Origin of the sequence: Cyanobium sp. Morenito 9A2 (assembly GCF_024345575.1) — a bacterium.
GTDB lineage: Bacteria > Cyanobacteriota > Cyanobacteriia > PCC-6307 > Cyanobiaceae > ATX-6F1.
In genome coordinates this window covers 230,966-255,461 of sequence record NZ_JAGQBJ010000002.1, presented here as the reverse complement: position 1 = coordinate 255,461, position 24,496 = coordinate 230,966, and the positions used below count along the sequence as shown (strand labels likewise).

General features: G+C 66.3%; 25 protein-coding genes and 1 tRNA gene. 12 read left to right on the top strand and 14 right to left on the bottom strand.

Going from position 1 to position 24,496, the window contains the following annotated elements:
- Positions 1-3: 3 nt before the first annotated feature.
- Positions 4-1,323 (top strand): aminopeptidase P N-terminal domain-containing protein, encoded by a 1,320-nt coding sequence (locus KBY88_RS04775; protein WP_254938757.1) that lies wholly within the window; start codon positions 4-6, stop codon positions 1,321-1,323.
- A 27-nt stretch (positions 1,324-1,350) separates the two neighbouring features.
- On the opposite strand, the gene KBY88_RS04770 is transcribed toward KBY88_RS04775, so the two are convergent.
- A complete protein-coding gene (locus KBY88_RS04770; protein WP_254938756.1) occupies positions 1,351-2,190 on the bottom strand; it encodes a TIGR01548 family HAD-type hydrolase in 840 nt (279 codons plus the stop codon).
- Between KBY88_RS04770 and KBY88_RS04765 the strand changes: the two genes are divergently transcribed.
- On the top strand, positions 2,174-2,662 hold the full coding sequence (locus KBY88_RS04765) for a 30S ribosomal protein PSRP-3 (RefSeq protein WP_396102548.1): 489 nt from the start codon (positions 2,174-2,176) through the stop codon (positions 2,660-2,662). The two genes, KBY88_RS04770 and KBY88_RS04765, sit on opposite strands and share 17 nt — an antisense overlap.
- A gap of 1,054 nt (positions 2,663-3,716) precedes the next feature.
- The gene (locus tag KBY88_RS04760) at positions 3,717-3,986 is read left to right on the top strand and encodes a hypothetical protein (RefSeq protein WP_254938754.1); all 270 of its coding nucleotides are present in this window, start codon (positions 3,717-3,719) and stop codon (positions 3,984-3,986) included.
- Positions 3,987-4,946: 960 nt separating this feature from the next.
- Here the strand turns inward: KBY88_RS04760 and atpC are convergent.
- Positions 4,947-5,351: an ATP synthase F1 subunit epsilon gene (gene atpC, locus KBY88_RS04755; RefSeq protein ID WP_254938753.1), complete on the bottom strand. Its 405-nt coding sequence runs from the start codon at positions 5,349-5,351 to the stop codon at positions 4,947-4,949.
- A 3-nt stretch (positions 5,352-5,354) separates the two neighbouring features.
- Complete coding sequence (gene atpD, locus KBY88_RS04750) at positions 5,355-6,833, bottom strand: F0F1 ATP synthase subunit beta (protein WP_254938752.1); 1,479 nt, start codon at positions 6,831-6,833, stop codon at positions 5,355-5,357.
- A 295-nt stretch (positions 6,834-7,128) separates the two neighbouring features.
- Between atpD and groES the strand changes: the two genes are divergently transcribed.
- Both groES and groL read left to right on the top strand, forming a co-directional pair.
- Complete coding sequence (groES, locus tag KBY88_RS04745; RefSeq protein WP_254938751.1) at positions 7,129-7,440, top strand: co-chaperone GroES; 312 nt, start codon at positions 7,129-7,131, stop codon at positions 7,438-7,440.
- A 104-nt stretch (positions 7,441-7,544) separates the two neighbouring features.
- Positions 7,545-9,179, top strand: a complete 1,635-nt coding sequence (gene groL, locus KBY88_RS04740) for a chaperonin GroEL (RefSeq protein WP_254938750.1) — start codon at positions 7,545-7,547, stop codon at positions 9,177-9,179.
- A gap of 928 nt (positions 9,180-10,107) precedes the next feature.
- On the opposite strand, the gene msrB is transcribed toward groL, so the two are convergent.
- Genes msrB through gpmI form a run of 3 tightly spaced genes read right to left on the bottom strand, consistent with a single transcriptional unit; the run spans position 10,108 to position 12,450 of the window.
- Entirely contained in the window at positions 10,108-10,587 is a 480-nt protein-coding gene (msrB, locus tag KBY88_RS04735; RefSeq protein WP_254938749.1) for a peptide-methionine (R)-S-oxide reductase MsrB, read from the bottom strand.
- A 14-nt stretch (positions 10,588-10,601) separates the two neighbouring features.
- Positions 10,602-10,832 (bottom strand): preprotein translocase subunit SecG, encoded by a 231-nt coding sequence (secG, locus tag KBY88_RS04730; RefSeq protein WP_254938748.1) that lies wholly within the window; start codon positions 10,830-10,832, stop codon positions 10,602-10,604.
- A 16-nt stretch (positions 10,833-10,848) separates the two neighbouring features.
- Positions 10,849-12,450: a 2,3-bisphosphoglycerate-independent phosphoglycerate mutase gene (gene gpmI, locus KBY88_RS04725; RefSeq protein WP_254938747.1), complete on the bottom strand. Its 1,602-nt coding sequence runs from the start codon at positions 12,448-12,450 to the stop codon at positions 10,849-10,851.
- A 222-nt stretch (positions 12,451-12,672) separates the two neighbouring features.
- Here gpmI and pyrR point away from each other — a divergent pair, with 222 nt between their 5' ends.
- Positions 12,673-13,242, top strand: a complete 570-nt coding sequence (gene pyrR, locus KBY88_RS04720) for a bifunctional pyr operon transcriptional regulator/uracil phosphoribosyltransferase PyrR (RefSeq protein WP_254938746.1) — start codon at positions 12,673-12,675, stop codon at positions 13,240-13,242.
- 5 nt (positions 13,243-13,247) lie between these two features.
- On the opposite strand, the gene KBY88_RS04715 is transcribed toward pyrR, so the two are convergent.
- The 3 genes from KBY88_RS04715 to KBY88_RS04705 form a co-directional block, all read right to left on the bottom strand.
- Entirely contained in the window at positions 13,248-13,469 is a 222-nt protein-coding gene (locus tag KBY88_RS04715; RefSeq protein WP_254938745.1) for a ferredoxin-thioredoxin reductase variable chain, read from the bottom strand.
- A 64-nt stretch (positions 13,470-13,533) separates the two neighbouring features.
- Positions 13,534-14,364: a hypothetical protein gene (locus KBY88_RS04710; RefSeq protein WP_254938744.1), complete on the bottom strand. Its 831-nt coding sequence runs from the start codon at positions 14,362-14,364 to the stop codon at positions 13,534-13,536.
- Between the two features lie 123 nt (positions 14,365-14,487).
- A complete protein-coding gene (locus KBY88_RS04705) occupies positions 14,488-16,053 on the bottom strand; it encodes an Hsp70 family protein (protein ID WP_254938838.1) in 1,566 nt (521 codons plus the stop codon).
- A gap of 99 nt (positions 16,054-16,152) precedes the next feature.
- Between KBY88_RS04705 and KBY88_RS04700 the strand changes: the two genes are divergently transcribed.
- The 3 genes from KBY88_RS04700 (at position 16,153) to KBY88_RS16245 (ending at position 17,551) form a co-directional block, all read left to right on the top strand.
- Entirely contained in the window at positions 16,153-16,383 is a 231-nt protein-coding gene (locus tag KBY88_RS04700; protein ID WP_254938743.1) for a DNA-directed RNA polymerase subunit omega, read from the top strand.
- 4 nt (positions 16,384-16,387) lie between these two features.
- Positions 16,388-16,801 (top strand): DUF1818 family protein, encoded by a 414-nt coding sequence (locus tag KBY88_RS04695; RefSeq protein ID WP_254938742.1) that lies wholly within the window; start codon positions 16,388-16,390, stop codon positions 16,799-16,801.
- Between the two features lie 375 nt (positions 16,802-17,176).
- Positions 17,177-17,551 carry a DUF2811 domain-containing protein gene (locus KBY88_RS16245; RefSeq protein WP_396102542.1) on the top strand — a complete coding sequence of 125 codons (375 nt, stop codon included), beginning with the start codon at positions 17,177-17,179 and terminating at the stop codon, positions 17,549-17,551.
- Positions 17,552-17,576: 25 nt separating this feature from the next.
- Here KBY88_RS16245 and KBY88_RS04685 read toward each other — a convergent pair whose 3' ends face one another.
- Positions 17,577-18,038 carry an EVE domain-containing protein gene (locus KBY88_RS04685; protein ID WP_254938741.1) on the bottom strand — a complete coding sequence of 154 codons (462 nt, stop codon included), beginning with the start codon at positions 18,036-18,038 and terminating at the stop codon, positions 17,577-17,579.
- A gap of 164 nt (positions 18,039-18,202) precedes the next feature.
- Between KBY88_RS04685 and KBY88_RS04680 the strand changes: the two genes are divergently transcribed.
- A complete protein-coding gene (locus KBY88_RS04680; RefSeq protein ID WP_254938740.1) occupies positions 18,203-18,895 on the top strand; it encodes a hypothetical protein in 693 nt (230 codons plus the stop codon).
- Here the strand turns inward: KBY88_RS04680 and murD are convergent.
- From murD to KBY88_RS04660, 4 genes are all read right to left on the bottom strand, one after another.
- Positions 18,884-20,284, bottom strand: a complete 1,401-nt coding sequence (murD, locus tag KBY88_RS04675; RefSeq protein WP_254938739.1) for a UDP-N-acetylmuramoyl-L-alanine--D-glutamate ligase — start codon at positions 20,282-20,284, stop codon at positions 18,884-18,886. The two genes, KBY88_RS04680 and murD, sit on opposite strands and share 12 nt — an antisense overlap.
- Positions 20,285-20,309: 25 nt before the next feature.
- Positions 20,310-20,381, bottom strand: a tRNA-Val gene (locus tag KBY88_RS04670).
- Positions 20,382-20,432: 51 nt separating this feature from the next.
- Positions 20,433-21,236, bottom strand: a complete 804-nt coding sequence (locus KBY88_RS04665) for a photosystem II electron transport protein, Sll1252 family (RefSeq protein WP_254938738.1) — start codon at positions 21,234-21,236, stop codon at positions 20,433-20,435.
- Positions 21,236-21,796: a hypothetical protein gene (locus tag KBY88_RS04660; protein ID WP_254938737.1), complete on the bottom strand. Its 561-nt coding sequence runs from the start codon at positions 21,794-21,796 to the stop codon at positions 21,236-21,238. The genes KBY88_RS04665 and KBY88_RS04660 overlap by 1 nt, the downstream gene beginning before the upstream one ends.
- A gap of 31 nt (positions 21,797-21,827) precedes the next feature.
- Between KBY88_RS04660 and serA the strand changes: the two genes are divergently transcribed.
- Together serA and KBY88_RS04650 are read left to right on the top strand one after the other, a co-directional pair.
- Positions 21,828-23,414, top strand: coding sequence for a phosphoglycerate dehydrogenase (gene serA, locus KBY88_RS04655; RefSeq protein ID WP_254938736.1), 1,587 nt, complete (start codon positions 21,828-21,830; stop codon positions 23,412-23,414).
- 11 nt (positions 23,415-23,425) lie between these two features.
- Entirely contained in the window at positions 23,426-24,403 is a 978-nt protein-coding gene (locus KBY88_RS04650) for a 50S ribosomal protein L11 methyltransferase (protein WP_254938735.1), read from the top strand.
- Positions 24,404-24,496 lie beyond the last annotated feature (93 nt).

Genomic DNA, 24,496 nt, shown 5'->3' with positions numbered 1-24,496 from the left:
CCCATGGTGATCGACCCGGCTGAGTTCCAGCAGCGCCGCTCGCGGTTCATCGAGCAGCTGGGCGGTGTGGCGGCGGTCATCCCAGCCTCGCCTTTGGTGACGCACCACGCCGATGTGGAGCATGCCTTTCGCCAGAACAGTGATTTCTGGTATCTCACTGGCTTCGATGAACCAGGGGCGGTCGCCCTTTTTCTGCCCCATCGGCCCGAGAACCCTTTCGTGCTGTTCGTGCAGCCCAAGGAGCCTACGGCGGAGGTCTGGAACGGCTTTCGCTGGGGTTGCGAGGGGGCCGTGGAGCGCTTCGGCGCCGATTTGGCCCATCCCCTGGCCGAACTGCCCGAGCGCCTTGGTGCCTACCTGCAGGGGGCCGAAGGCATCGCCTTCCGGGTGGGACGGCACCTTGAGCTCGAGCCTCTGGTGCTCAAGGCCTGGGGCCAGCAGCTGGACCGGGCCCCCCGCAGCGGGCAGGCGGCCCTGGGTCTCGTGGCCCCCTGCCCGATCCTCCACGACCTGCGGCTGCGTAAAACCCCTGCGGAGCTGGTCCGCCTCCGGGAGGCGGCGCGGATTTCGGCGGAGGCCCATGAACTGGCCCGGCGCGTCACCCGCCCGGGGCTGGGGGAGCGCCAGGTGCAGGCGGTGATTGAGCAGCACTTCCTTGAGCAGGGGGCGCGGGGCCCCGCCTATGGCTCGATCGTGGCCGGTGGAGACAACGCCTGCGTGCTCCACTACACCAGCAACAGCGGCACACTGATGGGGGGTGAGCTGCTGCTGATCGATGCAGGCTGCAGCCTTGACGATTACTACAACGGCGACATCACCCGGACCTACCCGATCAACGGTCGCTTCAGCCCTGAGCAGCGGGACCTCTACGAGCTGGTGCTCGCGGCCCAGCTGGCGGCGATCGAGCGGGTGGCGCCCGGTGCTGATGCCGAGCAGGTGCACGACACCGCCGTGCGGGTGCTGGTGGAGGGTCTGCTGGAGCTGGGACTGCTCAGCGGTTCGGTGGAGCAGGTGATCGAGCAGGGCGCCTACCGGCACCTCTACATGCATCGAACCGGCCACTGGCTCGGCCTCGATGTGCATGACGTGGGGGCCTACCGGCTCGGGGAGCATCCCGTACCCCTGGAGGTGGGCATGGTGCTGACCGTGGAGCCAGGGCTTTACATCAGCGATCGGTTGCCGGTGCCGGAGGGGCAGCCCGCCATTGATCCGCGCTGGAAGGGCATCGGCATCCGCATCGAGGATGACGTGGCCGTCACCGCCCAGGGCCACGAGGTGCTCACGGCAGCGGCCCTCAAGGCTGTGGCGGCGATGGAGCGCTGAGCCTGGCCGGGCTCAACTCCGAACGGCTCATGCTTCAAGCCAGGCCAGGAGCTGTTCGGGATCCAGCTCGGCTGTGCTCCCGAGGAGCTGATCGGCCCCAGCCGAGCGCAGGGAATGCTCGTAGGTGCCACGAGCGGCGGCATTGTCATGGAGATGGGGCGGCGCCACCGCCAGGCTGAGCAGAACCTGGCCTGGTTGGCGTACGCGCGCCTGAACCACGGTGAACACATCAGCAACAGTGTCCCCCAAGTACGCAATCGGCGGGGCTCCAGGGCCCAGGGGGCGCCCCGCCAGTTGTTGGGCCAGGCGCAGCAGCCCGGTGGGGTCGGGTTTGTCGGGGGCGTCGCCCATGGCGACCAGGGGCGGATCGCTCAGCCCTAAACGGGCTTCGAGCACGAAGCGGGCCGAGGGGGGTTCGGCTCCACTCACGAAGCCCCAGGCGATGCCCGCGGCGCTGAGGGTGTCAAAGAAAACCGGCACCACCAGCAGCGGCTCGCTGCGGATGAAGCCCTGCCAGAGCATCGGATCATCCTCGGGATCGCCGCCGAAGTAGAAGCCGCTGAAGACGTCCACCAGGTCATTGAAGGCCGGCAGAGGGGCCAGCCCTCCGCGGCGCAGCAGTTCCAGGGCGGCCTCCCAGTCGTTGTTCCATCGCCCTTCGCCCTTGAGAGCGTCGATGGCGGCGGCACTGGGCCGCCATCCGCTGAAGTGCTGCACGGTTTCGCTCAAGGCCCGCCGATAGCTCCGGCTCACGTCGCGGATGACGCCATCGATGTCAAACAGCAGGATGGCGCGGGGGCTCAGAGGAAGGGCGGCCGGGGCTGGTAGGTTAGTTGTTTGATCCCAAATCTTGAGCGCAGAAACCATGACGGGCCCTGAGAGCGTCGCAGTAGTGGGCGCTGCCATCGCTGCAGAGGCTGGCCTCCCCGACGACGACACCACCCAGGGCCGTCCGGTGCTGCGTGGTGCCAGTGCCGCCCTGGCCACGGCCACCCTCGATGAAAACGGCGTCCCCTCCGGCCGCACCCCCAAGGCCGATGAGGGCCGTTTTCTGCTCAAGATTCTCTGGCTCCCCGACAACGTCGCCCTGGCCGTCGATCAGATCGTCGGTGGAGGCCCCAGCCCCCTGACGGCCTATTTCTTCTGGCCCCGGGAAGACGCCTGGGAAACCCTCAAGGGCGAACTGGAGGGCAAGAGCTGGATCACCGACAACGAACGGGTGGAAATCCTCAACAAGGCCACCGAAGTGATCAACTACTGGCAGGAGGAGGGCAAGGGTAAGTCGCTCGATGAGGCCAAGCTCAAGTTCCCCGACGTCACTTTCTGCGGGACAGCCTGAATTACTCAGTTCCATCCCCCCATAGGCAAGTTCAGCGCCCCCAGAGGGGGCGCTTTTTTATGGCAGGGCAAGCTTCCGGGCGCAAGATCTGATGCTCACCCTTTGTGCTCGTTTCGATGGGGATAAAGCTGTTGAATTCAGGCTCCAGTGAGTCCCTTGTTCCGTGGCGCTCGGCTGGCGGCCCAGGCGGAGGGCCGCAGGATTCGGAGTCGACCACGCACCCCCATCGCCCCTTCCCTGTCCATGCTTCGTTGCTGACTGATCACGCCACATCCTCAACGATCCCACGGTCGATCCCAGCCCACTTGGAACAGAACGGTGGCCCCCAATGAACCAGGTCGTCGAAGGTCATCCCCTTGGGGAGGTTGGGAGCCCGCCCGATCAGTGGGGGCCACGGGGCCGATGGGGGGCAACGGGCGGGTCGCGACGCTGGGGTCACCATGGCGCTCAAGGGATGGAACGACCTGGGGGGATACCTGATTTTCGTGGCTCCCATCGCCCATTCTTTAAAGTAGAGAGTCAGTCGCCTGAGCTGTGATCTTCCATCACGTTCTTGTGCTGCCCCCAGCATCCTGAGCGGCTCCCAGGGGGTGCGAGTTGCCAGGGCCATAGGGCTCCTGCGGCCGTGGGAAATCCCGACCTGGCGGGGTGGACCCACTGGTTCCACTCGCCTGAGTGGGCGCAGGCGAGCGCATAGGGCTGAGGTGGCCGTTATCCATGGTTCAGATCTCATGAATGCTGGGGGGATGGCCATGGCATCCTCCATGGCTGGAGGGCTTCCACAGGCATACGGTCCCGGAAGATTGAATGACACAGGCGGTTCCGAGCGTTGCGCTCGATGCCGCTCCGCCAACAGGCCAGGCTTCAAAGAGCGACACGAACGGATCGATCTTCAGAAACTCGTCCCTGAACCTGCTGTTGAACGGACAATGAATGGATTTGGTAGTTGAGAATGCCCCGATGTCGTGGGCAACACTCATGGGCCCCAGGGGTGAGTGCAGGGGCAGTGATGAACTGTTGCTCGTGACTGACTGAGCACGCGCTTGATTGCTGAATGGCGCCGCTCGCGGTTGCTGTGGCCCTCGAGCCAGAAGGCCAGATCACGGTGCAACTGCTGGGGGGAGATCTGGGCATCGCGGACGTCAACAGCCTGGTATGGGGTGCCCTGATCCGTCTGGAGGAGCAGTTGCTCAGGCTCCTTCTACCGGTGGCCAAGGGCTCGGTTGAGCGCCACCACCACCAAGAAAGCCTCTATCCTGCCGCCGAGCTTCCAGCCCATAGCCCACTGGCCGTAGGGATCGATCCAGACCGGCAGGCAGGTTAGATGTGCATGGTGTGGCTGTAGGTGATGGGGGTCCAGGAGCACCACTCGTTGAGCGAGAGGCCCTGGCGCCGTTGCCGGCCTTGGGGCAGAGGTGCGGCTCCTGTCCTTGAGGTCCTGCGTTTCATGGGCCTGGCCACGCGAAGAGGGCCGACGCTCCTGGCCAGCAGAGTGCAGTTCCCCATGGATCCGGGGGGATCCTCAGAAGCCACGGTGCCGGTTCGGCTCTCCCCTATCGCATTCTGCAGCAGGCCCCGATCCCTTGGCCCAGCATCACCAGGATCGATCAGGGCCTGGAGCACCCAGCTGGCCAGGTTGAAGGAGGGAAGACCAGGCCGCCTGGCAACCACAGAGCAGAAGAGGACCTTCTGAAGGCAGTACGTTAAAGCCTCTTTGTTTCCGTTGCGCTGTGAACCGGCGCCTGGTCTTGGTGGGTTCGCCATCGATCGAGAATCTGGTGCTCATGCCATGACCCTTGGCGACCGGTCCACTGAACGGAGGCACCCCACTCCGCCGCTGGCGCGGAGTACGCGTCGATCCGCCTGGGCCGCACCAACGCCTTTTCGCAACCTGGACAGGTACTTATGGGTCGTGGCCAGGCTTGAGCCCTGGGCCCGTAGGAGAAGAAACCTTCTCGATGAGAAGGATGTGCTGGCATGTGCCGCAAGGAACGTGAGCGGCAGGCCCCATCGATCCACCATTAGACCTGCCGTTCCCGCCTGATGGATGGGGGCCCGGCCAGTGGATGGCCAGGCAGAGTGGGTGAAGGCCTGGGACGGCTGCGAGGACACACCGACCCTGGAGGCCTCAAACCCTTTTCAATTGAACAAGCTGGTGGGACTGATCTCGCCTTGACTTGAGTGGCCTTCGGTTGGCCGCTTCCGTCATGGAAGAGACGCAGGACCGATGCCCTCTGGCAATCGAGGGTGTGTTGGTCTCAGCTCAGAAGCGCGCCAGACGCCGTCACACGCGGGTCGCTTGCAGGCGGGCGCGAGCTCGGGACAGCTCCTGCAGTGCCTTCAACTTTTCTGTGCTGGCGGATTTGCCTTCAAAGCCGCTGGCGGCCTGCTCCGCCTTCTCGAGATCCTGCTGGGCACTGGCGGGGTCGATGGCGCTGCCGAGTTCCGCTCCGTTGACAAGAACGGTGACTTGATCGGCTTCGACTTCGGCGAAGCCACCCAGCAGGGCGATGGCCTTCCAACCGCCGGCCTCGCGAACCCTCATGACGCCCACATCGAGGGCGGTGAGCAGCGAGATGTGGCCAGGCAAGATGCCCAGTTGACCGGTGGTGCTGGGCAGGATCACCTCGTCGGCGCTGCCATCAAAGACGCTCTGGTCAGGGGCCAGAACGCGAAGGGTGAGTGCCATGGATCAGGCCTTGGAGTCAGCGAGGATCTTGGCGGCCTTGGCGCGCACTTGGTCAATGTTGCCCACCAGATAGAAGGCGGCCTCAGGGAGTTCATCGAGCTCGCCGGCAAGAATCAAGTTGAAGCCCTTGATGGTCTCTTCGAGCTTCACGTATTCGCCGGACTGACCGGTGAAGATCTCAGCCACGAAGAAAGGCTGAGAGAGGAACTTTTCGATCTTGCGGGCCCGGTCCACCGTGCGGCGGTCGTCTTCGGAGAGTTCATCGAGACCCAGAATCGCGATGATGTCCTGAAGTTCCTTGTAGCGCTGCAGGGTGGACTGCACGGCCCGGGCGGTGCGGTAATGCTCATCGCCGACGACCGAAGGCTGGAGCATCGTGCTGGTGGAATCGAGAGGGTCCACAGCGGGGTAGATGCCCTTGGAGGCAAGACCGCGGCTCAGAACGGTCGTGGCATCCAGGTGGGCGAAGGTGGTGGCGGGCGCCGGGTCGGTGAGGTCGTCGGCGGGCACGTAGACAGCCTGGATCGAGGTGATCGACCCTTCCAGGGTGGAGGTGATGCGCTCCTGGAGTGCACCCACGTCAGTGCCGAGGGTGGGCTGATAACCCACGGCCGAGGGCATGCGGCCGAGCAGGGCACTCACTTCGGAGCCTGCCTGAACGAAGCGGAAGATGTTGTCGACGAACAGCAGCACATCTTGCTTGTTCACATCGCGGAAGTGTTCAGCCATGGTCAGGGCCGAAAGGCCGACGCGCATGCGGGCACCGGGGGGCTCGTTCATCTGGCCGAAGCAGAGGGCCACCTTCGATTTGGAGAGGTCTTCGGGGTTGATCACCCCGGATTCCTTGAATTCTTCGTAGAGGTCGTTACCCTCCCGGGTGCGCTCACCCACGCCTGCAAACACGGAGACACCACCGTGCTCCTTGGCGATGTTGTTGATCAGCTCCTGGATCAGCACGGTCTTGCCAACGCCGGCGCCACCGAAGAGGCCGACCTTTCCGCCCTGTCGGTACGGGGCGAGCAGGTCGATCACCTTGATGCCCGTTTCGAAGACCGTGGGTTTGGTCTCCAATTCGGTGAGCTTGGGAGCGTCCCGGTGGATTGAGGCGGTGAGGGTGGTGGTCACCGGACCTCGCTCATCGACGGGTTCGCCCAACACGTTGAAGATGCGGCCCAAGGTGGCTTCACCCACGGGCACGGATATCGGGGCTCCGGTGTCGAGGGCTTCCATGCCCCGCACCAGCCCATCGGTGGTGCTCATGGCCACGGCCCGTACCCGGTGGTCACCGAGAAGTTGCTGCACTTCTGCTGTGAGGGAGACCTCCTGACCGGCAGAATTCTGAGCCTTGATCACCAAGGCGTTGTAGATCTTGGGCAGCTTGCCTGCGGGGAATTCCACGTCCAGAACAGGGCCGATCACCTGACGGACGATCCCCTTGGATCCGGTGGTGGCGCCTTTCGTGGCGGGGGCAGCAGCAGCCATAGGTAAGGAAGTTCGCTGAAGGGGCGCGCAGCGGGAAGCACACCCGACTGGAGCGGGGCAACCTTATCACCGAGCCCTGCCGGTCCGCCCTTTCCAGGGCAAACCAGTCCCTGGCGAGGGGCATGGCACGGCCTTGGCCGGGGTCGACCGCCGGGGCTGGTTCGGTCACCCGCACGTTGGGCGCCTTGCCCATCCTGCAAGGGGGCGCCTAAGTTGGCACTCGAGCTGTCCGAGTGCTAACTCGATTCAGCCCGCGGCGTGACCGACGCCGCACCTGTTGCTCTCGAACTTATCCATGGCTGCTGTTTCTCTCAGCGTCTCCACGGTCAAACCGCTTGGAGATCGCATTTTCATCAAGGTGTCCGAGTCGGAAGAAATGACGGCCGGCGGCATCCTGTTGCCCGATACCGCCAAGGAAAAACCCCAGGTGGGCGAAGTGGTTCAAGTGGGCCCCGGCAAGCGCAATGAAGATGGCACCCGCCAAGCGCCCGAAGTGAGCATTGGCGACAAGGTCCTGTACAGCAAGTACGCCGGCACCGACATCAAGCTGGGTACCGAGGAATTCGTGCTCCTGTCCGAGAAGGACATCCTCGCGATCGTCAACTGATTGCCTAGTGGATCGGGCCAACCCTGGACCGCGGCAGGGCCGCCCCCAGGCACGCCACGAAAGACTTCCCCTTCATTCCCTCTACCGAAAGGACATCTTCTTCCATGGCCAAGAGAATCATTTATAACGAGCAAGCCCGCCGGGCCCTCGAACGCGGCATTGACATCCTCGCCGAAGCCGTTGCTGTCACCCTCGGTCCCAAGGGCCGCAACGTGGTGCTGGAGAAGAAATTCGGCGCACCACAGATCATCAATGACGGTGTCACGATCGCCAAGGAGATCGAACTCGAGGATCACATCGAGAACACCGGTGTCGCCCTGATTCGTCAGGCCGCGTCCAAGACCAACGATGCCGCCGGTGACGGCACCACCACCGCCACCGTCCTGGCCCATGCCATGGTCAAGGCAGGTCTGCGCAACGTGGCCGCCGGCGCCAACGCCATCACCCTGAAGAAGGGCATCGACAAGGCCACCGAATTCCTGGTCGGCAAGATCAAGGAGCAGGCCAAGCCGATCTCCGATTCCAATGCCATTGCCCAGGTGGGCACCATCTCCGCCGGTAACGACGAAGAAGTGGGTCGGATGATCGCCGACGCCATGGACAAGGTCGGCAAGGAAGGCGTGATCTCCCTGGAGGAAGGGAAGTCGATGACCACCGAACTGGAGGTCACCGAGGGCATGCGCTTCGACAAGGGCTACATCTCGCCCTACTTCGCTACCGACACCGAGCGCATGGAGGCGGTGCTCGACGAGCCCTACATCCTGCTCACTGACAAGAAGATCGGCCTGGTGCAGGATCTGGTGCCCGTGCTCGAGCAGATCGCCCGCACCGGCAAGCCGTTGCTGATCATCGCCGAGGACATCGAAAAGGAAGCCCTCGCCACCCTGGTGGTGAACCGCCTGCGCGGTGTGCTCAACGTGGCCGCTGTCAAGGCTCCTGGCTTCGGTGACCGCCGTAAGGCCATGCTTGAGGACATCGCCGTCCTCACCAACGGTCAGTTGATCACCGAGGACGCCGGCCTCAAGCTGGAGAACACGAAGCTGGAGATGCTGGGCACCGCCCGCCGCATCACCATCAACAAGGACACCACCACCATCGTCGCCGAAGGCAACGATGTGGCCGTCAAGGCCCGGGTGGAGCAGATCCGCAAGCAGATCGACGAAACCGACTCCTCCTACGACAAGGAGAAGTTGCAGGAACGTCTGGCCAAGCTGAGCGGCGGTGTGGCCGTGGTCAAGGTGGGCGCCGCCACTGAGACCGAGATGAAGGACAAGAAGCTGCGCCTGGAAGACGCCATCAACGCCACCAAGGCGGCCGTTGAAGAAGGCATCGTTCCTGGCGGTGGCACCACCTTGGCCCACCTGGCTCCCGCGCTCGAGGAGTGGGCGGCGGCCAACCTCTCCGGCGAGGAGCTGATCGGCGCCACCATCGTGGCCTCGGCGCTCACCGCTCCGCTCAAGCGCATCGCTGAGAACGCTGGCGCCAACGGAGCTGTTGTGGCCGAGCACGTCAAGGGCAAGCCCTTCAACGAGGGCTACAACGCCGCAACGGGCGAATACGTCGACATGCTGGCTGCTGGCATCGTTGACCCCGCCAAGGTGACCCGTTCTGGCCTGCAGAACGCCGCCTCGATCGCCGGCATGGTGCTCACCACCGAGTGCATTGTGGCTGATCTGCCCGACAAGAAGGAAGCAGCCCCCGCCGGCGGCGGCGGCATGGGCGGCGACTTCGACTACTGATCGCTTGCTTTGGGGGCGCTCACGCGCTCCCTCGGCCTGCGGGGGCGGAGGGGTTACCCTTCCGCCCTTTTTCATGGGCGCTCAGTGGTTGTGGCCTACCGCTGCTGGGACGGGCCGTGCCCATTGGGTCCGAACATCCTTCGCCGCCTTGGCAGACGCCTTCAGCGATGCAAGGGCTAATTAGCTCACGATCTCTCCATGCAACGCCATGGGGCCCGGCCCTCGTTAGAGCTGGGTGCCTCTGTTGCTGAGGCGCTGAGCGGGCTCGAAGGCTTCCGTCGGCGGCTGAACCCGATGGAGAGGGCTGCCTCTGAGGCGCCAAGGTTGCACCTGGTGGTCCTTGGCTTGGCCTGTAAAGGACGTTGGGCTGTCTGCTCCCCGGGCACATGCCCCTGGGCCGCTGCAGGGCTGGGCCTGCAGCGTGCTCGGGCGACGGGACCTGAGGGCCGTTCTCAATGATCAGCCAGGCCGCTTCAATTCGATCTCGACGAGATCTCGACAGCTCAAGGTTGCCTTCCATCTGAGTGAAGATGCAAGGACCAGGGGCCATCGCAGGCGGCCCAGCCGTCAGCGGCAGAATGGGTTTTTTCCGGCTGAAGGGTCTTCGCCACGTGCCTCCCAAGCCTTGGCACCCTCCGCAGACGGTCTCTGGTCAGGATCGTCCCCCCCGCGGCCTGGACATGGGCTTCTTCAACACCGGCCCGGGTCTGAGCCGCAACCCACAGGGCGTTCCATCCGGCCCCCTGCGCCGCGGGCGCCCTGGCCCCGGCCTGAGGATGGGAAGACCCAGGTGCCGACCACGCTCTGCGGCAACGGCAGCCAGAGGAGCTTTCGCCAGCACCAGTTCAGTCAACGCGTTCAACGTCCCAGGGTCAGCTAGCCGATTCCAAGAGCTGAGGGCGACCCCCCCCCGACAGCTGGAGCGAGCTCAGTTCGGCTCGAAGGCCAGGGCGACACCGTTGTTGCAGTAGCGCTTGCCCGTGGGCCTGGGGCCATCGTTGAAGACATGGCCCTGGTGGCCACCGCAGCGCCTGCAGTGGTATTCCGTGCGCGGGATGATCAGCTTGAAATCGATGCGGGTGGTAATGGCGTTCGGCAACGCTTGAAAGAAGCTCGGCCAGCCGGTGCCGCTGTCGAATTTGGCCTTGGAGCTGAACAGGGGCAGTTGGCAGCCCGCGCAGACGAACGTGCCTGGACGCTTCTCGTTGTTCAAAGGGCTGCTGAACGGCCGCTCGGTGCCCTCCCGGCGGAGCACTTGAAAGGCGGCCGGGCTCAACCGACGCCGCCATTCGGCCTCGCTGAGCTGCCAGGCGGGATCAGTGCTGGTTGAAGCGGCTCCAGCGCGGCGAGCCCCCAGCACAGGGGAGAGCAGCAGGCTCAGGCCGGCGAGCAGCTGGCGACGGGGCATGGTGGTAACGGGCTTCAACGCAGCCAGCCGGCGCTCAAGGCGACTGCGAGGCCCAGGAAGATGGCCAGCAGCGACCAGGTGATCCGATTAAGGGTGGTTTCGGCGCTGCGGGCGCTGCTGAACATGGAGCCTCCGCTGCTGGCCAGGCCCCCCATGCCGTCACCCTTGGGGCTGTGTAGCAAGACGCTGATGATCAGCAGGACGCCACTGGCTGACCAGATCCAGGTGATCACGGTTTTGAGCATGGGGTCAGCCTAAGGCTCAGACCGGCAGGCTCTCGGGCAGGCGCTCGGGCCGGTGAACGGTGCCCACCGATTCAATCAGGGAGCGGCCGCTCATGGTGGCGGGCTGGGGCAGGCCGAGGATGTCCAGAATGGTGGGGGCGATGTCCGCCAGACCGGCTCCTTCGCGCAGGTGAACGTCATTGCCGTGGCCGGGCAGCTTGCGCTTTTCGCCTTCCACCAGGATGACCGGCACCGGATTGGTGGTGTGGGCCGTCCAGGGACGCCCATCGGGACCCTCCATGACTTCGGCATTGCCGTGGTCGGCGGTGATCAGCACCGTGCCACCGGCGCGGTTGGTGGCTTCCAGGAGCCGCCCCACACAGCGATCCACCGTGGCGATCGCCTCGAGGGTGGGGGCCATCAGGCCGGTATGCCCCACCATGTCAGGGTTGGCGTAATTGATCACCACCAGCGCATAGACCCCCTTGTTGATGGCGGCGATGCAGTCGTCGGTGAGTTGCTCGGCCGCCATGGCGGGTGCCTGGTCGTAGGTGGCCACCCGTGGGGAGGGCACCAAGTGGCGCACTTCTCCGGGGAACGGCTTTTCGATGCCACCGTTGAGGAAGTAGGTGACGTGGGGGTATTTCTCTGTTTCAGCTGTGCGTAACTGCATTAAACCGTGCTCGGAGACCACCTGGCCGAGCAGCCCATCGAGAGATTCGGGCGGGAAGGCCACGGCCACCGGCAAGCCAAGGGCGTATTGGGTGAACGTGACTACATCGAGTTCACAGTGGTGGTCGCGGGGGAAGCTGTCGAAGTCGCTCAGCACAAGGGCTCGGATCAGCTGCCGCACCCGGTCGGGCCGGAAGTTGTAACAGACCACACCATCGCCATCGGCGAAGTGGCCAGGGGCCAGGCGCACCGGCTCGATGAATTCGTCGGTGATGCCGGCGGCGTAGGACGTCTCAATCACCGCTTCAGCCTTGAGCGGACTGATCACACCGGGTTCGGTGTAGAGGTGGTAAGCCTTCTCGGTGCGCTCCCAGCGGTTGTCCCGGTCCATGGCCCAGTAGCGGCCGCAGAGGGTGGTGATGGCCCCCACCCCGCTCGCCTCGATCTGGGCCTCAATGCGCTGGAGGAACTCGGGAGCGCCTTGGGGGGCGGTGTCGCGGCCATCGGTGATCACATGGATGCAGACCTGGCGCAGGTCGGCCGCCGCCGCCCAGCGCAGCAGGCCACCAAGGTGGTCGATGTGGCTGTGAACGCCGCCATCGGAGCAGAGCCCCAGCAGGTGGAGGGTGCCGCCATTGGCACGCAGGCGCTCGGCCAGGGCATTGAGGGCGGGGTTGTGGTTGATCGCACCGGACTTGACGGCCTGGGAGATGCGTACCAGCTCCTGGCGGATGATGCGGCCGGAGCCGATCGTGAGATGGCCGACTTCGGAGTTCCCCATCTGATCATCGGGGAGTCCAACCTCGGCGCCACTGGCCTGAATCAGGGTGTGGGGATAGGCATGCCAGAGGGCATCCATCACGGGCGTATGCGCCGTTCGGATCGCGTTGTGCTCGCTGTTGTGGCTGTGGCCCCAGCCATCAAGGATCGCCAGGACGACAGGTGCCGTGGGGGCTGTGGACGTCACTGAAGAGAAGGCGACGATGGAGGAGTCCCGCGGCTGTAGGTGGGAATTGGAGGACGAAATAGCTTGCACCCGGTCTCCCTGACGCTTCAGTTGTAAGGCCACTTCAAACTCAATTTACAGCGTGTCCCAGGGTTCAAGGCACTTCGTATCTGGCCAGGTCAGCTTTTCGGGATGGGGCTGCACGGGTGAACGTCCGTAGCATGGGGCACCGTTGGGAAGCCCATGGCGCGCACCTTCGCCATACCCGCTGCAAACGCGCCGCTGCGGCGCTTGGAAATCCTTTCGGCTGCCGACCTGCGGCGCACGCTCAAACGCCTGGCCTCTCAAGTTCTGGAGGGAGTGTCTGACAGCCGGCACCTGCTGTTGCTTGGCATCCCGACCCGCGGCGTGGCCCTGGCCCAGGAACTGGCGAGGGAACTGGAGCTGATCTGTGGCCACCCAATCGACCAAGGCAGCCTCGATCCCACCTTCCATCGCGACGATCTCGAGCGCATCGGCACCCGGCTGGTGGAAGCCACTTCCCTGCCTGGGGGCCTCGATGGGCGCCAGGTGGTGCTCGTCGATGACGTGATCTTCACCGGCCGCACCGTGCGGGCGGCCCTGGAAGCCCTGCAGGAATGGGGGCGGCCCCAACGGGTGTTCCTGCTGGTGATGGTGGATCGGGGCCACCGGGAGCTGCCCATCCAGCCTGATTTTTGTGGCCGCGTGGTGCCCACCAGCCGCCAGGAGAGCATCGCCCTATGCCTTGAAGCGATCGACGGAGAAGAAGGGGTGTTTCTGCTCAGGCCTTGAGGGTTTCAGGCCAGCGGCGCCAGTTCGTCGGACCGGAAATGGGCACGAAATTTGCCGAAGGCCACGATCACAGGCAGGGTCGGGCTGATCGGCCGCCCTTTCCACTCGCTGAGCACCTGGTGCACCTGGCCCACCTGGCCTTCGAGATCAAAGGGCTGGCCGCGATGGTCGGGGTGGGTGAATACCACCACCGAGGTGCTGACCTTGACCTGATCTCCCGTCTGCATCGGTTGAGGGCGCGCTGGAGCCAATCCTGTCATGGGTGGCCCGGGAGTGACGAAGGGGGGCCCTTCAGCGCTGGCAGGCACTCTCGGGACCGGACTCCACCACTTTCCCCCCCAGGTCCCTGCAGCCCAGTTTGAAAGCCTTGAAGTCGTCCATGCCCTGGGCGATGTGACGGCGCACGGCAGCATCCAGCTGATCCAACGGCACGTTGGAGGGGAGGGCGCCCTCGTGGCTGTGATGGTCTTCATCCTTGGACTTGAGGGTGAGCAGGCCCGCGTTCACCTGCTGCCGCAGGGCCTTTGAGCGTTCCTTCCACCAGGGTTGGTCGATGCGGTTGAGGGCATCGAGCGCTTCCCACCAGCGCTTGGCCGCGATCAGCGTGCGGCTGCGCTCCAGTTGCAGCCGGTTGCGCGCCCACTCCTCTTTGAGGCTGTCCCCCAGGGCGCTGCCATCGGGACGGTGGTCTTCGTTCATGGGGGCCAGCAGCGCCAGGGCGCCGCTCAGATCCCCTTTCCGGTAGCGGGTGAGGGCGGCCTGCTGCAATTGCTTTTGCCAGGCGAGCAATTGCTGCTGGTCTTCGGGGCTCCCCGTCTCGGAGTTCACCAGCTGCAATTGCAGCCTCAGGGCCTCTCGCCATTTCTGAGCCTTCCAGAGGCTTTCGGCCTTGAGGCGCCGGCATTGACCCTGCTCCTGGGGGGCGCGATCCCCCAGCCAGCGCAGGGCCGCCAGCTGCTCGCTGAAGCGCAGGCAGTCATCGATGCGGCCGCTGCGGGCGGCCTGTTCGAGGCGCCCGGGCAGTTGGGTTTCCCACCAGTGGGCCGCCAGCACGGCGCCGCCCACCAGGCCAAGGGTGAGCGCGAGCCAGAAGCGGGGAAGCCTGTGCCGGCGGATGGCCAAGGCAGGGGAGGGGCGGAGCGTCGTTCTGTTCTAGGAATACGCCGGTACCGTCACCGGCTCGAGGGGGCAGAGCGGCCGTCGTCCCTCGGTGCATTGGCAGTCGTTGGGCCCGGGCCGCTGCAATCAGCGCACCGCGCCCAGCACCAGCGCCGGGGCATGGTCACCGGTGCTCAGGTCGTTGCGCTCCAGCCGCAATTGCCCCGCGCTGTCGATGCTGAAGAGCAGTCGCAGGCGGTCCACACCCTGCTGTCCGGGTGGATCCAGCGGCAACAGCAAAGGCGGTCCAGCCCAGGGCTCCACGGCGACGGCCCCCGCCGGGCAGTGGCGCAACTGGGGCAGGCCATCGATGAACACCACCTCAGAACGATCGTCTGGCCTCGGCTCGCCCAGGGTCAGCTCCAGCTCCGCCTGGCCATCTCGGCTGCAGGCCAGCACCAGCTCCATGGGCCGGACCGTGGGCCAGCTCTGACCGGCCAGGAACAACGGATGCCAGCGGTGCTCGAAGCTGCGCCGGTCCCAGCAGCGCAGGGAAACCCCGCGGGTCAGCACGTCCCTCACCTGAACGCCGGGGGTGAGGGCCAGGGCCCCCAGTGCGACGGCCTCGATCGGGCGCTCATCCCGCAGCGGCACCCCAGGGCAGCGCTCACTCAGCCATTGGCGGATCAGGGGAATGCGGCTGCTGCCGCCCACGGGCAGCACGGCATCGATCTGCTGCAGGCCCAGGCCCTGCGCCCGGCCTGCCGCTAGCACCGTCTCCAGCAGCTGATCGAGGGCCACCAGCAGGCCGTGGGCACGCAGCAGGGCCTCGAGGGCGTTGCGTTCGAGTTGCAGGGCCCGTGGCGGCCCGCCCAGCTCCGGCGCCCAGTGCACCAGGGCCTGGGGGGCGATGGAGAGGGCGCATTTAAGTTGCTCAGCCGCCTCCAGAAGGCTGGCGCAGGGGGCAGCCTGGGGCACCAGGGCAGCGGCGATCCAGCGGTCGAGGTCTCGTCCCCCCAGGGCCAGACCGGCTTTGCCGATGATCCGGGCGCAGCGCAGGGCCTGGCGGCTGTCATCGAGGCGGCGGCCAGCGAAGCGCAGCAACTGGGCGATCGGCGCCGCCTTGCCCTCCCCGCCCTCGAGGGCCACCAGGGAGAGATCGATTGTGCCGCCCCCCAGGTCCACCACCAGCACGAGGCTTCCGGGGGGCAAGCCGGCGCCGATCGCCGCAGCGGTGGGTTCATCCACCAGGGCGATCTCTTCCACGGGCAGGGCGGCTGTGGCTTCCTGCAACCACTGCCGGTAGCGGCGGTAGCTGTCGATCGGGGCGGTGAGCACCAGGCGTCGGGGCTGGTGCTGTTCCGGTAGCTGCTCCCAGATCCGCTCCAGGAGCAGCCCCCCGACCCGCTCCGGTGCCAGGGGAGTCGCCGCCCCAGCTTCGCCGTCCCTGGGGGCGCCGATGCGTCGTTTGAAATCCCTGCAGAGCAGTGGGCTCTCCTGCGGCCTGGTGCCGGCATCGAGCACCTGGCGGCCGATCAGGGGATAGCGGTCTTCGGGTCCGCTGAACCAGAGCAGGCTGGGGATCACAACGGGATCGCCGCAGCTGTAGGGGGGGAGGTCCAGCAGTTGGGGGGGGCTGCCGTCGCTGGCCTGGAAGGCCACAACCGTGGTGGTGCTGCCCAGGTCGATCGCCAGGGTGCCGTCCTTGGACATGGGAACGGCGGGACACACGGGGGCTTCCGTTCTATCGACCCCAAGGTCGCCCTGGGCCTGAAGACCCTCGCCTAAGATGCATTCACTGGTTGGGTAAACATGTTCATCGGTATTGACGTCACCCCCAAGGAACTGGCCCAGCGGGCCGAAAGCCTGATCCGTCAGTCGAGCAACCGTTACCTCACCACCGTGAAGATCGCCTTCCGCGCCAAGCAGCGTCGATTCGATGATTTCGATGGGCTGCTCGAGGATTCGACGATCAAGCCTGTGCAGCGCGCCATTGTCGAGCTCAGCGATGAGCAGGACCAGCCTGACCTGCTGCCGGGCTGAGCGCTTGACAGCCCAGGAATGGGACGGACAGGGCTGGCGCCTGGGGTTTGACCCCCAGCGCCAGCCTTTTTCCGTGTTGGTGGGGGGCCAGGGGTGGGCCGTGGAACTCAGCGGAGCCGAGGCGGCTGGGCTGCGCCGGACCCTGGGGCGCCTGGTAGCCCAGCACATGGCCCTCACCGACCAGCTGATGGACGAGGAGACGATCGAGCTGGAGCTGGAGAGCGGTCCCTGGTGGCTGGCCCTGACGGGGGATCGCCAGCGCTGGGCCTTGAGGATCGTGCTCACGCCAGATCCTGGCCAGCGGGCCCTGGAGCTCAGTTGGGGGCCTGGGGCCAGTGCCGCTTTCGCCCTGGCCCTTGAGCAGTTGCCCCAGGCCCTTGAGCTGTTGGGCGAACCGGCGCTGGGCGCTCAGGCTTGAGGGTGCCTGTGGGCACCGACCGGTGAGATCCAGGGCCCCGATTGGCCGTCGATCAGCACTGCTGATCGGAGCGGCTGACCCAAGGTTCCCCCGGAAGTGGCCCAGGTTTTGCCCTGGTTTTCCACAGCCCCTTGCCCACGGATCGCTGGCCCCCACAGCAGCCTGGGGAGAAACGGAGGGATTGGGGTCGCGCCCTTGACAGCGCCGCCGGAGCGCGCCAGGCCCAGGAGTGATGTTCAGCACGCCCGCCACAACTGCTGTCAGGGCAGGGATCTCAGCCTGCGACGCCAGGGATGGGCGCCGCACCTGGCGATTTGACGGGGCGGCGGCGGTGTGGGGAACTGGTGCCGAGACAGCCGGAGTTGCATGAAACCGATGACCCCCTTCCAGGCGAGCGCAGCGGCGCATCAGGGGCCGCTCCAGCCGGTGCCGTGGGAAGGGCCGACGGGCCTCAGAGGGCTTGGCGGCCAGGGGCAGGGGGAGGTGGGACCGGTCAGCGTTGGGCGGTGGGAGGTCGCAGCGGCGGAAGCGTCTGCCGGGGCTGCGGTCGGGGCGCTGGCTTCGATGGTCAGCCTGCGGGCTGAAGTGCCTGAGGCGCTGCTGCTGTCGATGCGCGGTTTCATTGAGGCCCACCCCAACTGGGACCAGTACCGGCTGTTTCAGGCGGCCCTGGCGGGGTTTCTGGTACAGAACGGGGTGCAGAGCCGGGAGGTGACGCGCTGCTACTTGGCCAACATGTTCCAGCGCTGAGGCTGGGGAGTGACCGTGGTGGACCTCAGCCAGGGCCTTCCACGAGCGCGACGATTCGATCGGCGGCGGCGTCCGGCACCGGCAGGATCGAGAGCCGGTTGCCGCGGCGCACCACCGCCAGCTCCTCCACACTGAAGTTCTGACGCAGCTCATCGAGGCTCAACAGCCGGCTGAAGCGGCGCCCGTAACGCAGGCGCACGCAGTCCCAGCGCGGGGCCTCGGGCTTGGAGGCCGGATCGAAATACTTCGATGTCGCGTCGAACTGGCTGGGGTCCACCAGCTGGGTTTCGATGACCTCCATCAACCCCACGATTCCAGGGGGCTGCGTGTTGGAGTGATAGAAGAAGGCCTGGTCGCCCACCGCCATGGTGCGCATGAAGTTGCGGGCCTGGTAGTTGCGGATCCCATCCCAGAGGGTGGTGCCTTCCTTTTCCAAATGGGCGAGGCCGTAGACGTCCGGTTCGCTCTTCATCAGCCAGAAGGCCATCGCTTGTTGGGCACCGCAGGATCGGTAGGCCAGTCTATGGAGTGGTCCGATGCAGGGCGCTTTGTGTCGGCGTTGTTGGCTGCAGCGGCGAAGGCGATTAAACAGGGCCCATTGCTTCGTCCCCCATGGCCAGCACCCCTGAACAGGAACCCCCTTCGGGCCCCATGACCCCATCAGAGCCCACCCTGCAATCCGCCTGGAACCTCTACAAGGCCCACTGGCAGGCTTACGTGCTCACCCAGCTGGTGATCCTGGGTCTGGCGATCGGGTTTGGTCTGATCACCGCGCTCACCACGATGCTCGCCCAGGTGCTCACCGGCGGCATGGTTGAGTCCAGTGGGGCAGGTTGGGCCGACGGGGTGCAGGCGCTCCTCAATTTTCCGTTCCAGATCGTCTACCAGGTGCTGGTGAGTCTTTTGGGGGTGTTGATCGTGGCCTTCCCCGCGATCTACTACGCCACAGGCCAACATCCAGATTTCGCGGGCGGCCTGGCGCTGCTGCGCGCGAACTTCTGGCGCTATTTGCTGGCGGGATTGCTGGCTTCGGTGGTGACGGGGATTGGCTTCCTGGCCTGTCTGGTGCCGGGAATGATCGTAGCGATCATCACGCCGATCTTCATCCGCCGGGTGTTCACGAGCGCCGAACCGATCTGGCCGGCCTTTCTGGCCAGCTTCCGCGACCTGTTCAACAGCGGGTACGGCTGGGGCCTTGTGGGCTACGAACTGCTCGCCGGGCTTCTGGTGCTGATCTCGGCCCTCTTCTGCCTGGTCCCATTGATCGTTACGGGGCCCCTGGCGGCGATCTTCATTCAGCAGTACCTGGTGAGCCGCCGCCTCGGTGAACCGTCAGAGGCCTAAAACCAGCGCGCGGAAATGCTCGCCGCGGGCTTCGAAATCGCTGTATTGATCGAAGCTGGCGCAGGCGGGTGAGAGCAGCACGGCCTGGGCCCCGAGGAGCTCGGCCAGTCCCCGGGCCAGGGGCAGCGCCTCGCCGAGGCCTGCGCAGGGCGTCACCTCACCGCCGTAGCCGTGCTCAGCCAGCAGGTTGGCCAAGGTGTCAGTGGCGGCTCCGAAGAGCACCACGGCAGGGGCATGGCGCTTGAGTTGTTCGATCCAGCCTGTGGGGTCGCCTTGTTTGGCTTCACCGCCGGCCAGGACCACCACGGGCCGCTCCAGAGCCTTTAAGGCCACCTCGGCGGCATCGAAATTGGTGGCCTTGCTGTCGTTGTAAAAGCGCAGACCATTCAGTTCACGGATGAATTCCAGGCGGTGGGGCACGCCGGGAAACGAGCGGAAGGCCTGCTCCATCTGGGCGGGCGCCAGCCCCAGTTCCAGCCCGACGGCGGTGGCCAGCAGCAGGTTCTGGCGGTTGTGGGCCCCCGGCATCGCCAGGGCACTGGCAGGGAACAGGGGGCCGCTGGCGTTGGTCACCTGGCCGGCCTCGACCCAGAGCTGGGGATCGATGGGCGGGCCCAACGCCGAGCGAGGCCCCGCCGTGATCCAGCGCACATCGCTGTTGGCCTCCCAGCTGGCGAACCGCTCGGCGAGGTCGGGGTCGTCTGCGTTGAGCAGGCGCACGGCGGAGCGCTCCAGCAGGGAGCGCTTGATGGCGCGGTAGGCCTCCAGGCTGCCGTGGCGCTCCAGGTGGTCCGGGGTGAGGGTGGTCCAGAGGCCAAGGCGGGGGCGAAGGCAGTCGGCCGCTTCGATCTGATAGCTGCTCAGTTCCACCACCAGCCAGTCGGGCAGGGCGCGCCCCTGGGCGCGGCGTTGCAGGGCCAGTTCGGCGGCGGAGTGGCCGACGTTGCCGCACATCGGCGCATCGATGCCGGCCGCTTCCAGCAGATGGGCGACCAGATGGGTGACGGTGGTCTTGCCGTTGGTGCCGGTGATGCCGATCCAGGGCACCGAGTCGAGGGCCTCCCAGGCCACGACCATCTCGCCGATCACCGCCACCCCACCCTGGCGCAGGGCCACCAGGGTGGGGTGGTCCCAGCGGATGCCTGGGCTGACCACCACCTTCACGGCCCGTCCCCCCGGCCAGTGGAAGGCCTCAGGGGCCAGGGGGGTGTTCAGCCGCACCTCAATCCCTTCTGCCTCCAGTTCGCTTGCCTGGGCCTGATGCGCTTGGTCGCCTTTGGATTCGATCAGCCGGACGCGCTCGCCAGCGGCAGCCAATAGGCGGGCAGCGCCAATACCAGAGCGTCCCAGGCCAATCACGACGGTGAAAGGTAGATCCGCCGTGACCATTACTTGGATTTTTTGCTTAGAACAATGGGCGATACTGGAATCGAACCAGTGACTCCTACCGTGTCAAGGTAGTGCTCTACCTCTGAGCTAATCGCCCGATTGGGCCTCAGCCCAGGCTCCGAAACCTAGCAGCCGCCAGCGCACGTCCCTAGCGGCGCAGCATCACCAGCCGCCAGCGCTCGCGCTTGGTGGGCTCCACCGCCTCGATCATCAGTTCGCCCCGGTTCTCCAGCTGGATGCGGTCGCCGACCACCAGCTCCCGGCTGGGGCTGCTCACCGCGGCCCAATTGAGGCGCACCACCCCCGCGCGGATCAGCTCGACCATCCGGCCGCGGGACATCCCGAATCCCGCGGAGGCCACCGCATCCAGGCGGCGGGAGGCCTCGACACTGTTGAGGCGCTTGGGTGCGCGCCGGCTGGGGAACTGCAACTGCTCGATCGCCAGCGGCTCCACCTGCACCGGCACCGTGCGCACCAGCCATGGGCCCTGGGCCGCGATCTCCAGCAGTCGCTCGGCCAGCTCAGGGGTGGCCAGCAGTTGGGCGCCCCGGTCTCCATGGACCCACAGATCCCCTAACTCCTCCGCGTCGGCACCCGCCGCCAGCAGGGCGCTGCGGAAGTCGCTGGCTTCGGCGGGATCGAACAGAAAGTTACCGGCCAGCTCCAGGGCGGCGATGGGCACCAGGTCGTCGCTGGGGGCCTCCTCTCCACCGGGCTGGCGGCGGTTGAAGCGCAGGCGCCGCCGTTCGGCCTGGGGCCAACCACCATCGGAGGCCAGCGAGAGTTCGCTGAGCGGCCCCAGACGCTCGATCGCCTCCTCGGCCACGGCCGCCGCCACAAAGAGGCTCCAACGGGGCTGCCAGGTGCGCAGGGCCTGCTCGGCCAGATCGATCAAGGCGCCCAGTTCGGCGGGCGAGCGGCTCCCCTCCAGCAGGTTCTGGCGCGGCAACATCAGGTTTCCGCCAGGGTCACCACGGTTTCAGCACCGGCCTTCTGCAGCAAGGTCCAGCCCAGCTCAACGCCGCGCGGGGTCTCCACCACCAGCAGCCAGTTGCCTTCGTTGAGCCGGTTGCGCAGGCTGCGAAGGCGGTCGTCATCTTCGGGCACGATGCTGGCGGCGGCGGCGAAACTGCCCATCCAGCCGGCGGCCAGGCCCAGCAAGCCACCCACCAGCGGCTCCCCCCAGGGGCCGAGGAAAGCGAAGGTCTGCAGGTCGGTGATCTGGGTGAAAGTGAGGCCGGCGGCGAAGCCAAAGGGCAGCAGCCAACGGGCCATGCTGCGCTGGCGCAGGCGGCGGCCGATGGCGGGGTTCAGCCGAGCCACCGTGAGTGCGTCGGTTTCCTGATCACCGACGGCCACCAAGGCGGTGGGGGGTGGGCTGATCTGGGCGAGCTGATCCCTGAGCCTGTGAAGCCGGCCACGATCCGCCAGCACCACCACCACACAGTTCCCCACATCATTCCTGCAGATCTGCTGATTCTCCCTGGCCAGGGGCACTTCCAGGCCGCTCACTACACTTCACCACCGGCGCCCCGGCTGGTTCATGACAAAGGTTCTCGTTTCCGACCCGATCGACCAGACGGGGATCGACATCCTTGCTCAGGTGGCCGAGGTGGACGTGCGCACCGGTCTGCCCCCCGATCAGCTCAAGGCGATCATCGGCGACTACGACGCCCTGATGATCCGCTCGGGCACCCAGGTGACCGCCGAGATCATCGAAGCCGCCAGCAAGCTGCGCATCATCGGCCGGGCCGGCGTTGGCGTCGACAACGTCGATGTGCCGGCCGCCACCCGCCGCGGTGTGATCGTCGTCAACTCCCCCGAGGGGAACACGATCGCGGCCGCCGAGCAGGCCCTGGCCCTGATGCTGGCGCTCTCCCGCCACGTGCCCCAGGCCCACGCCAGCACGATCGCCGGTGGCTGGGATCGCAAGACCTACGTGGGCAACGAGCTCTACAAGAAGAAGCTGGGCGTGGTGGGCCTGGGCAAGATCGGCTCCCACGTGGCCCGGGTGGCCAAGGCCCTCGGCATGGAGGTGCTGGCCTACGACCCGTTCATCTCTGTCGAACGCGCCCAGCAGATTCAGGTGCGGCTGTTGCCCCTGCCGGAGCTGTTCGCTGAAGCCGATTACATCACCCTCCACCTGCCCCGCACCCCCGACACCGAAAACCTGGTGAACGCGGCACTGTTGCGCACGATGAAGCCCACCGCCCGGCTGGTGAACTGTGCCCGCGGCGGCATCGTTGATGAGGCGGCCCTGGCTGAGGCGGTCAAGACCGGCGTGATCGCCGGGGCGGCGTTGGATGTTTACGCCAAAGAGCCCCTGGAGCCCGATTCCCCCCTGCGCAGCGTCGGCGAGCGGCTGATTCTCACGCCCCACCTGGGCGCCTCCACCGAAGAGGCCCAGGAAAACGTGGCCATCGATGTGGCTGAGCAGATCCGCGACGTGCTCCAGGGGCTGCCCGCCCGCAGTGCCGTGAACATTCCCGGCCTCAACGCCGAGGTGATGGAGCGGCTCAAGCCCCATCTGCAGCTGGCCGAAACCCTGGGCCAGCTGATCAGCCAACTGGCCGGCGGCCAGATCAGCGAACTGGAGGTGCGTCTGCAGGGTGAGTTTGCCAGTCATCCGGCCCAGCCCCTGGTGATCGCCGCCCTCAAGGGCCTGCTCTCCACCGCCCTGGGTGACAGCATCAATTACGTGAACGCCGCCCTCGAGGCCAAGGAGCGCGGCATCCACGTGCTCGAGGTGAAGGATGAGGCCAGCCGTGATTTCGCCGGCGGCTCCCTGCAACTGAGTGCCCGCGGTGCCAGTGGACAGCACACCGTCACCGGGGCGGTGTTTGCCGACGGCGACCTGCGCATCACCACCATTGACGCCTTCCCGGTGAACGTGGCCCCCAGCGACCACATGCTGTTCACCCGTCACCGGGACGTGCCCGGCATCATCGGCAAGCTTGGCTCGGTCCTCGGTGAGCACAACGTCAACATCGCTGCCATGCAGGTGGGTCGCCGGATCGTGCGCGGTGATGCGCTGATGGTGCTCAGCCTCGATGACCCGATCCCCCCCAGCCTGCTGGCCTCGGTCGTGGCCATCGACGGCATCCAGGACGCCCACCCCGTCACCCTCTGAGCCCCTGGGCGATGGCAGCTCTGGGCTGGTGGCGACTGGAGATGGCGGCCCCAGCGGAGCTGGAGGAATCGTTGCTGTGGAAATTGCCCCAGTTGGGCATCCAGCGGCTGGCGATTCGCTCGATTCCGGCTGAACCCAGCGCCCACCTGCTGGTGGCCTGGGTGCCGGAAATCGACTGGCCCGAAGCGGAGCGCGCACGCCTGGCCGGGGCCCTGGCCCCCCTGGCCGACACCTTTGCTCTGCCCCTGCCGCCCCTGGCCTGGTTCCACCAGAGCGATGAGGATTGGAGCCTGAGCTGGAAGCAGCACTGGCAGCCCGATCCGGTGGGGGAGCGTTTCTTGATCCTGCCGGCCTGGTTGGAGCGGCCAGAGGAGCACCGGGAGCGGCTGGTGATCCGCCTCGATCCCGGCAGCGCCTTCGGCACCGGCAGTCACCCCACCACCCGGCTCTGCCTGGAGGCGCTTGAAGGCCTGGCGCGTGGTCGCGGCGGCACGCTCGCGGGGCTGCGGGTGGCGGACCTGGGCTGTGGCAGCGGCATCCTCGGCCTCGGGGCCCTGCGCCTGGGGGCGAACTCCCTGGCCGCCAGTGACACCGATCCCCTGGCGGTGCGCGCCACGGGGGAGAACGCCGCCCTCAATGGCCTTGATCAGGCCGGCGAGCTGGCGGCGCACCGGGAGGGTGCGCTGCCCCGACTCCAGGTGGCCCAGGGCTCGGTGGAGGAGCTGGCGGAGCTGCTGCAGGGGCGGCCCGCCGATCTGCTGCTCTGCAACATCCTGGCGCCTGTGATCGAGGCCCTCGCCCCCCGGTTCTCTGCCGTGCTGGCGGCCGACGGGGTGGGCTACCTCAGTGGTCTGTTGCTGGAGCAGGTGGAGGGGCTGCAACGGGCGTTGGCGGCCGAGGGCTGGCGGGCGGAACAGGTGGGCTCCCAGGGGCCGTGGGGGCTGCTGGAGCTGCGGGCTACCGGCGCTCAAACCTCCAACGTCTCATAAGGCACACTGATCTGTGCCCTCGCTTTGATTGGGCTTCTCTGGCCAGCCCGTCTGGATCGACGGGAATGGCCCCATTCGGATGTAGGAAGGTGC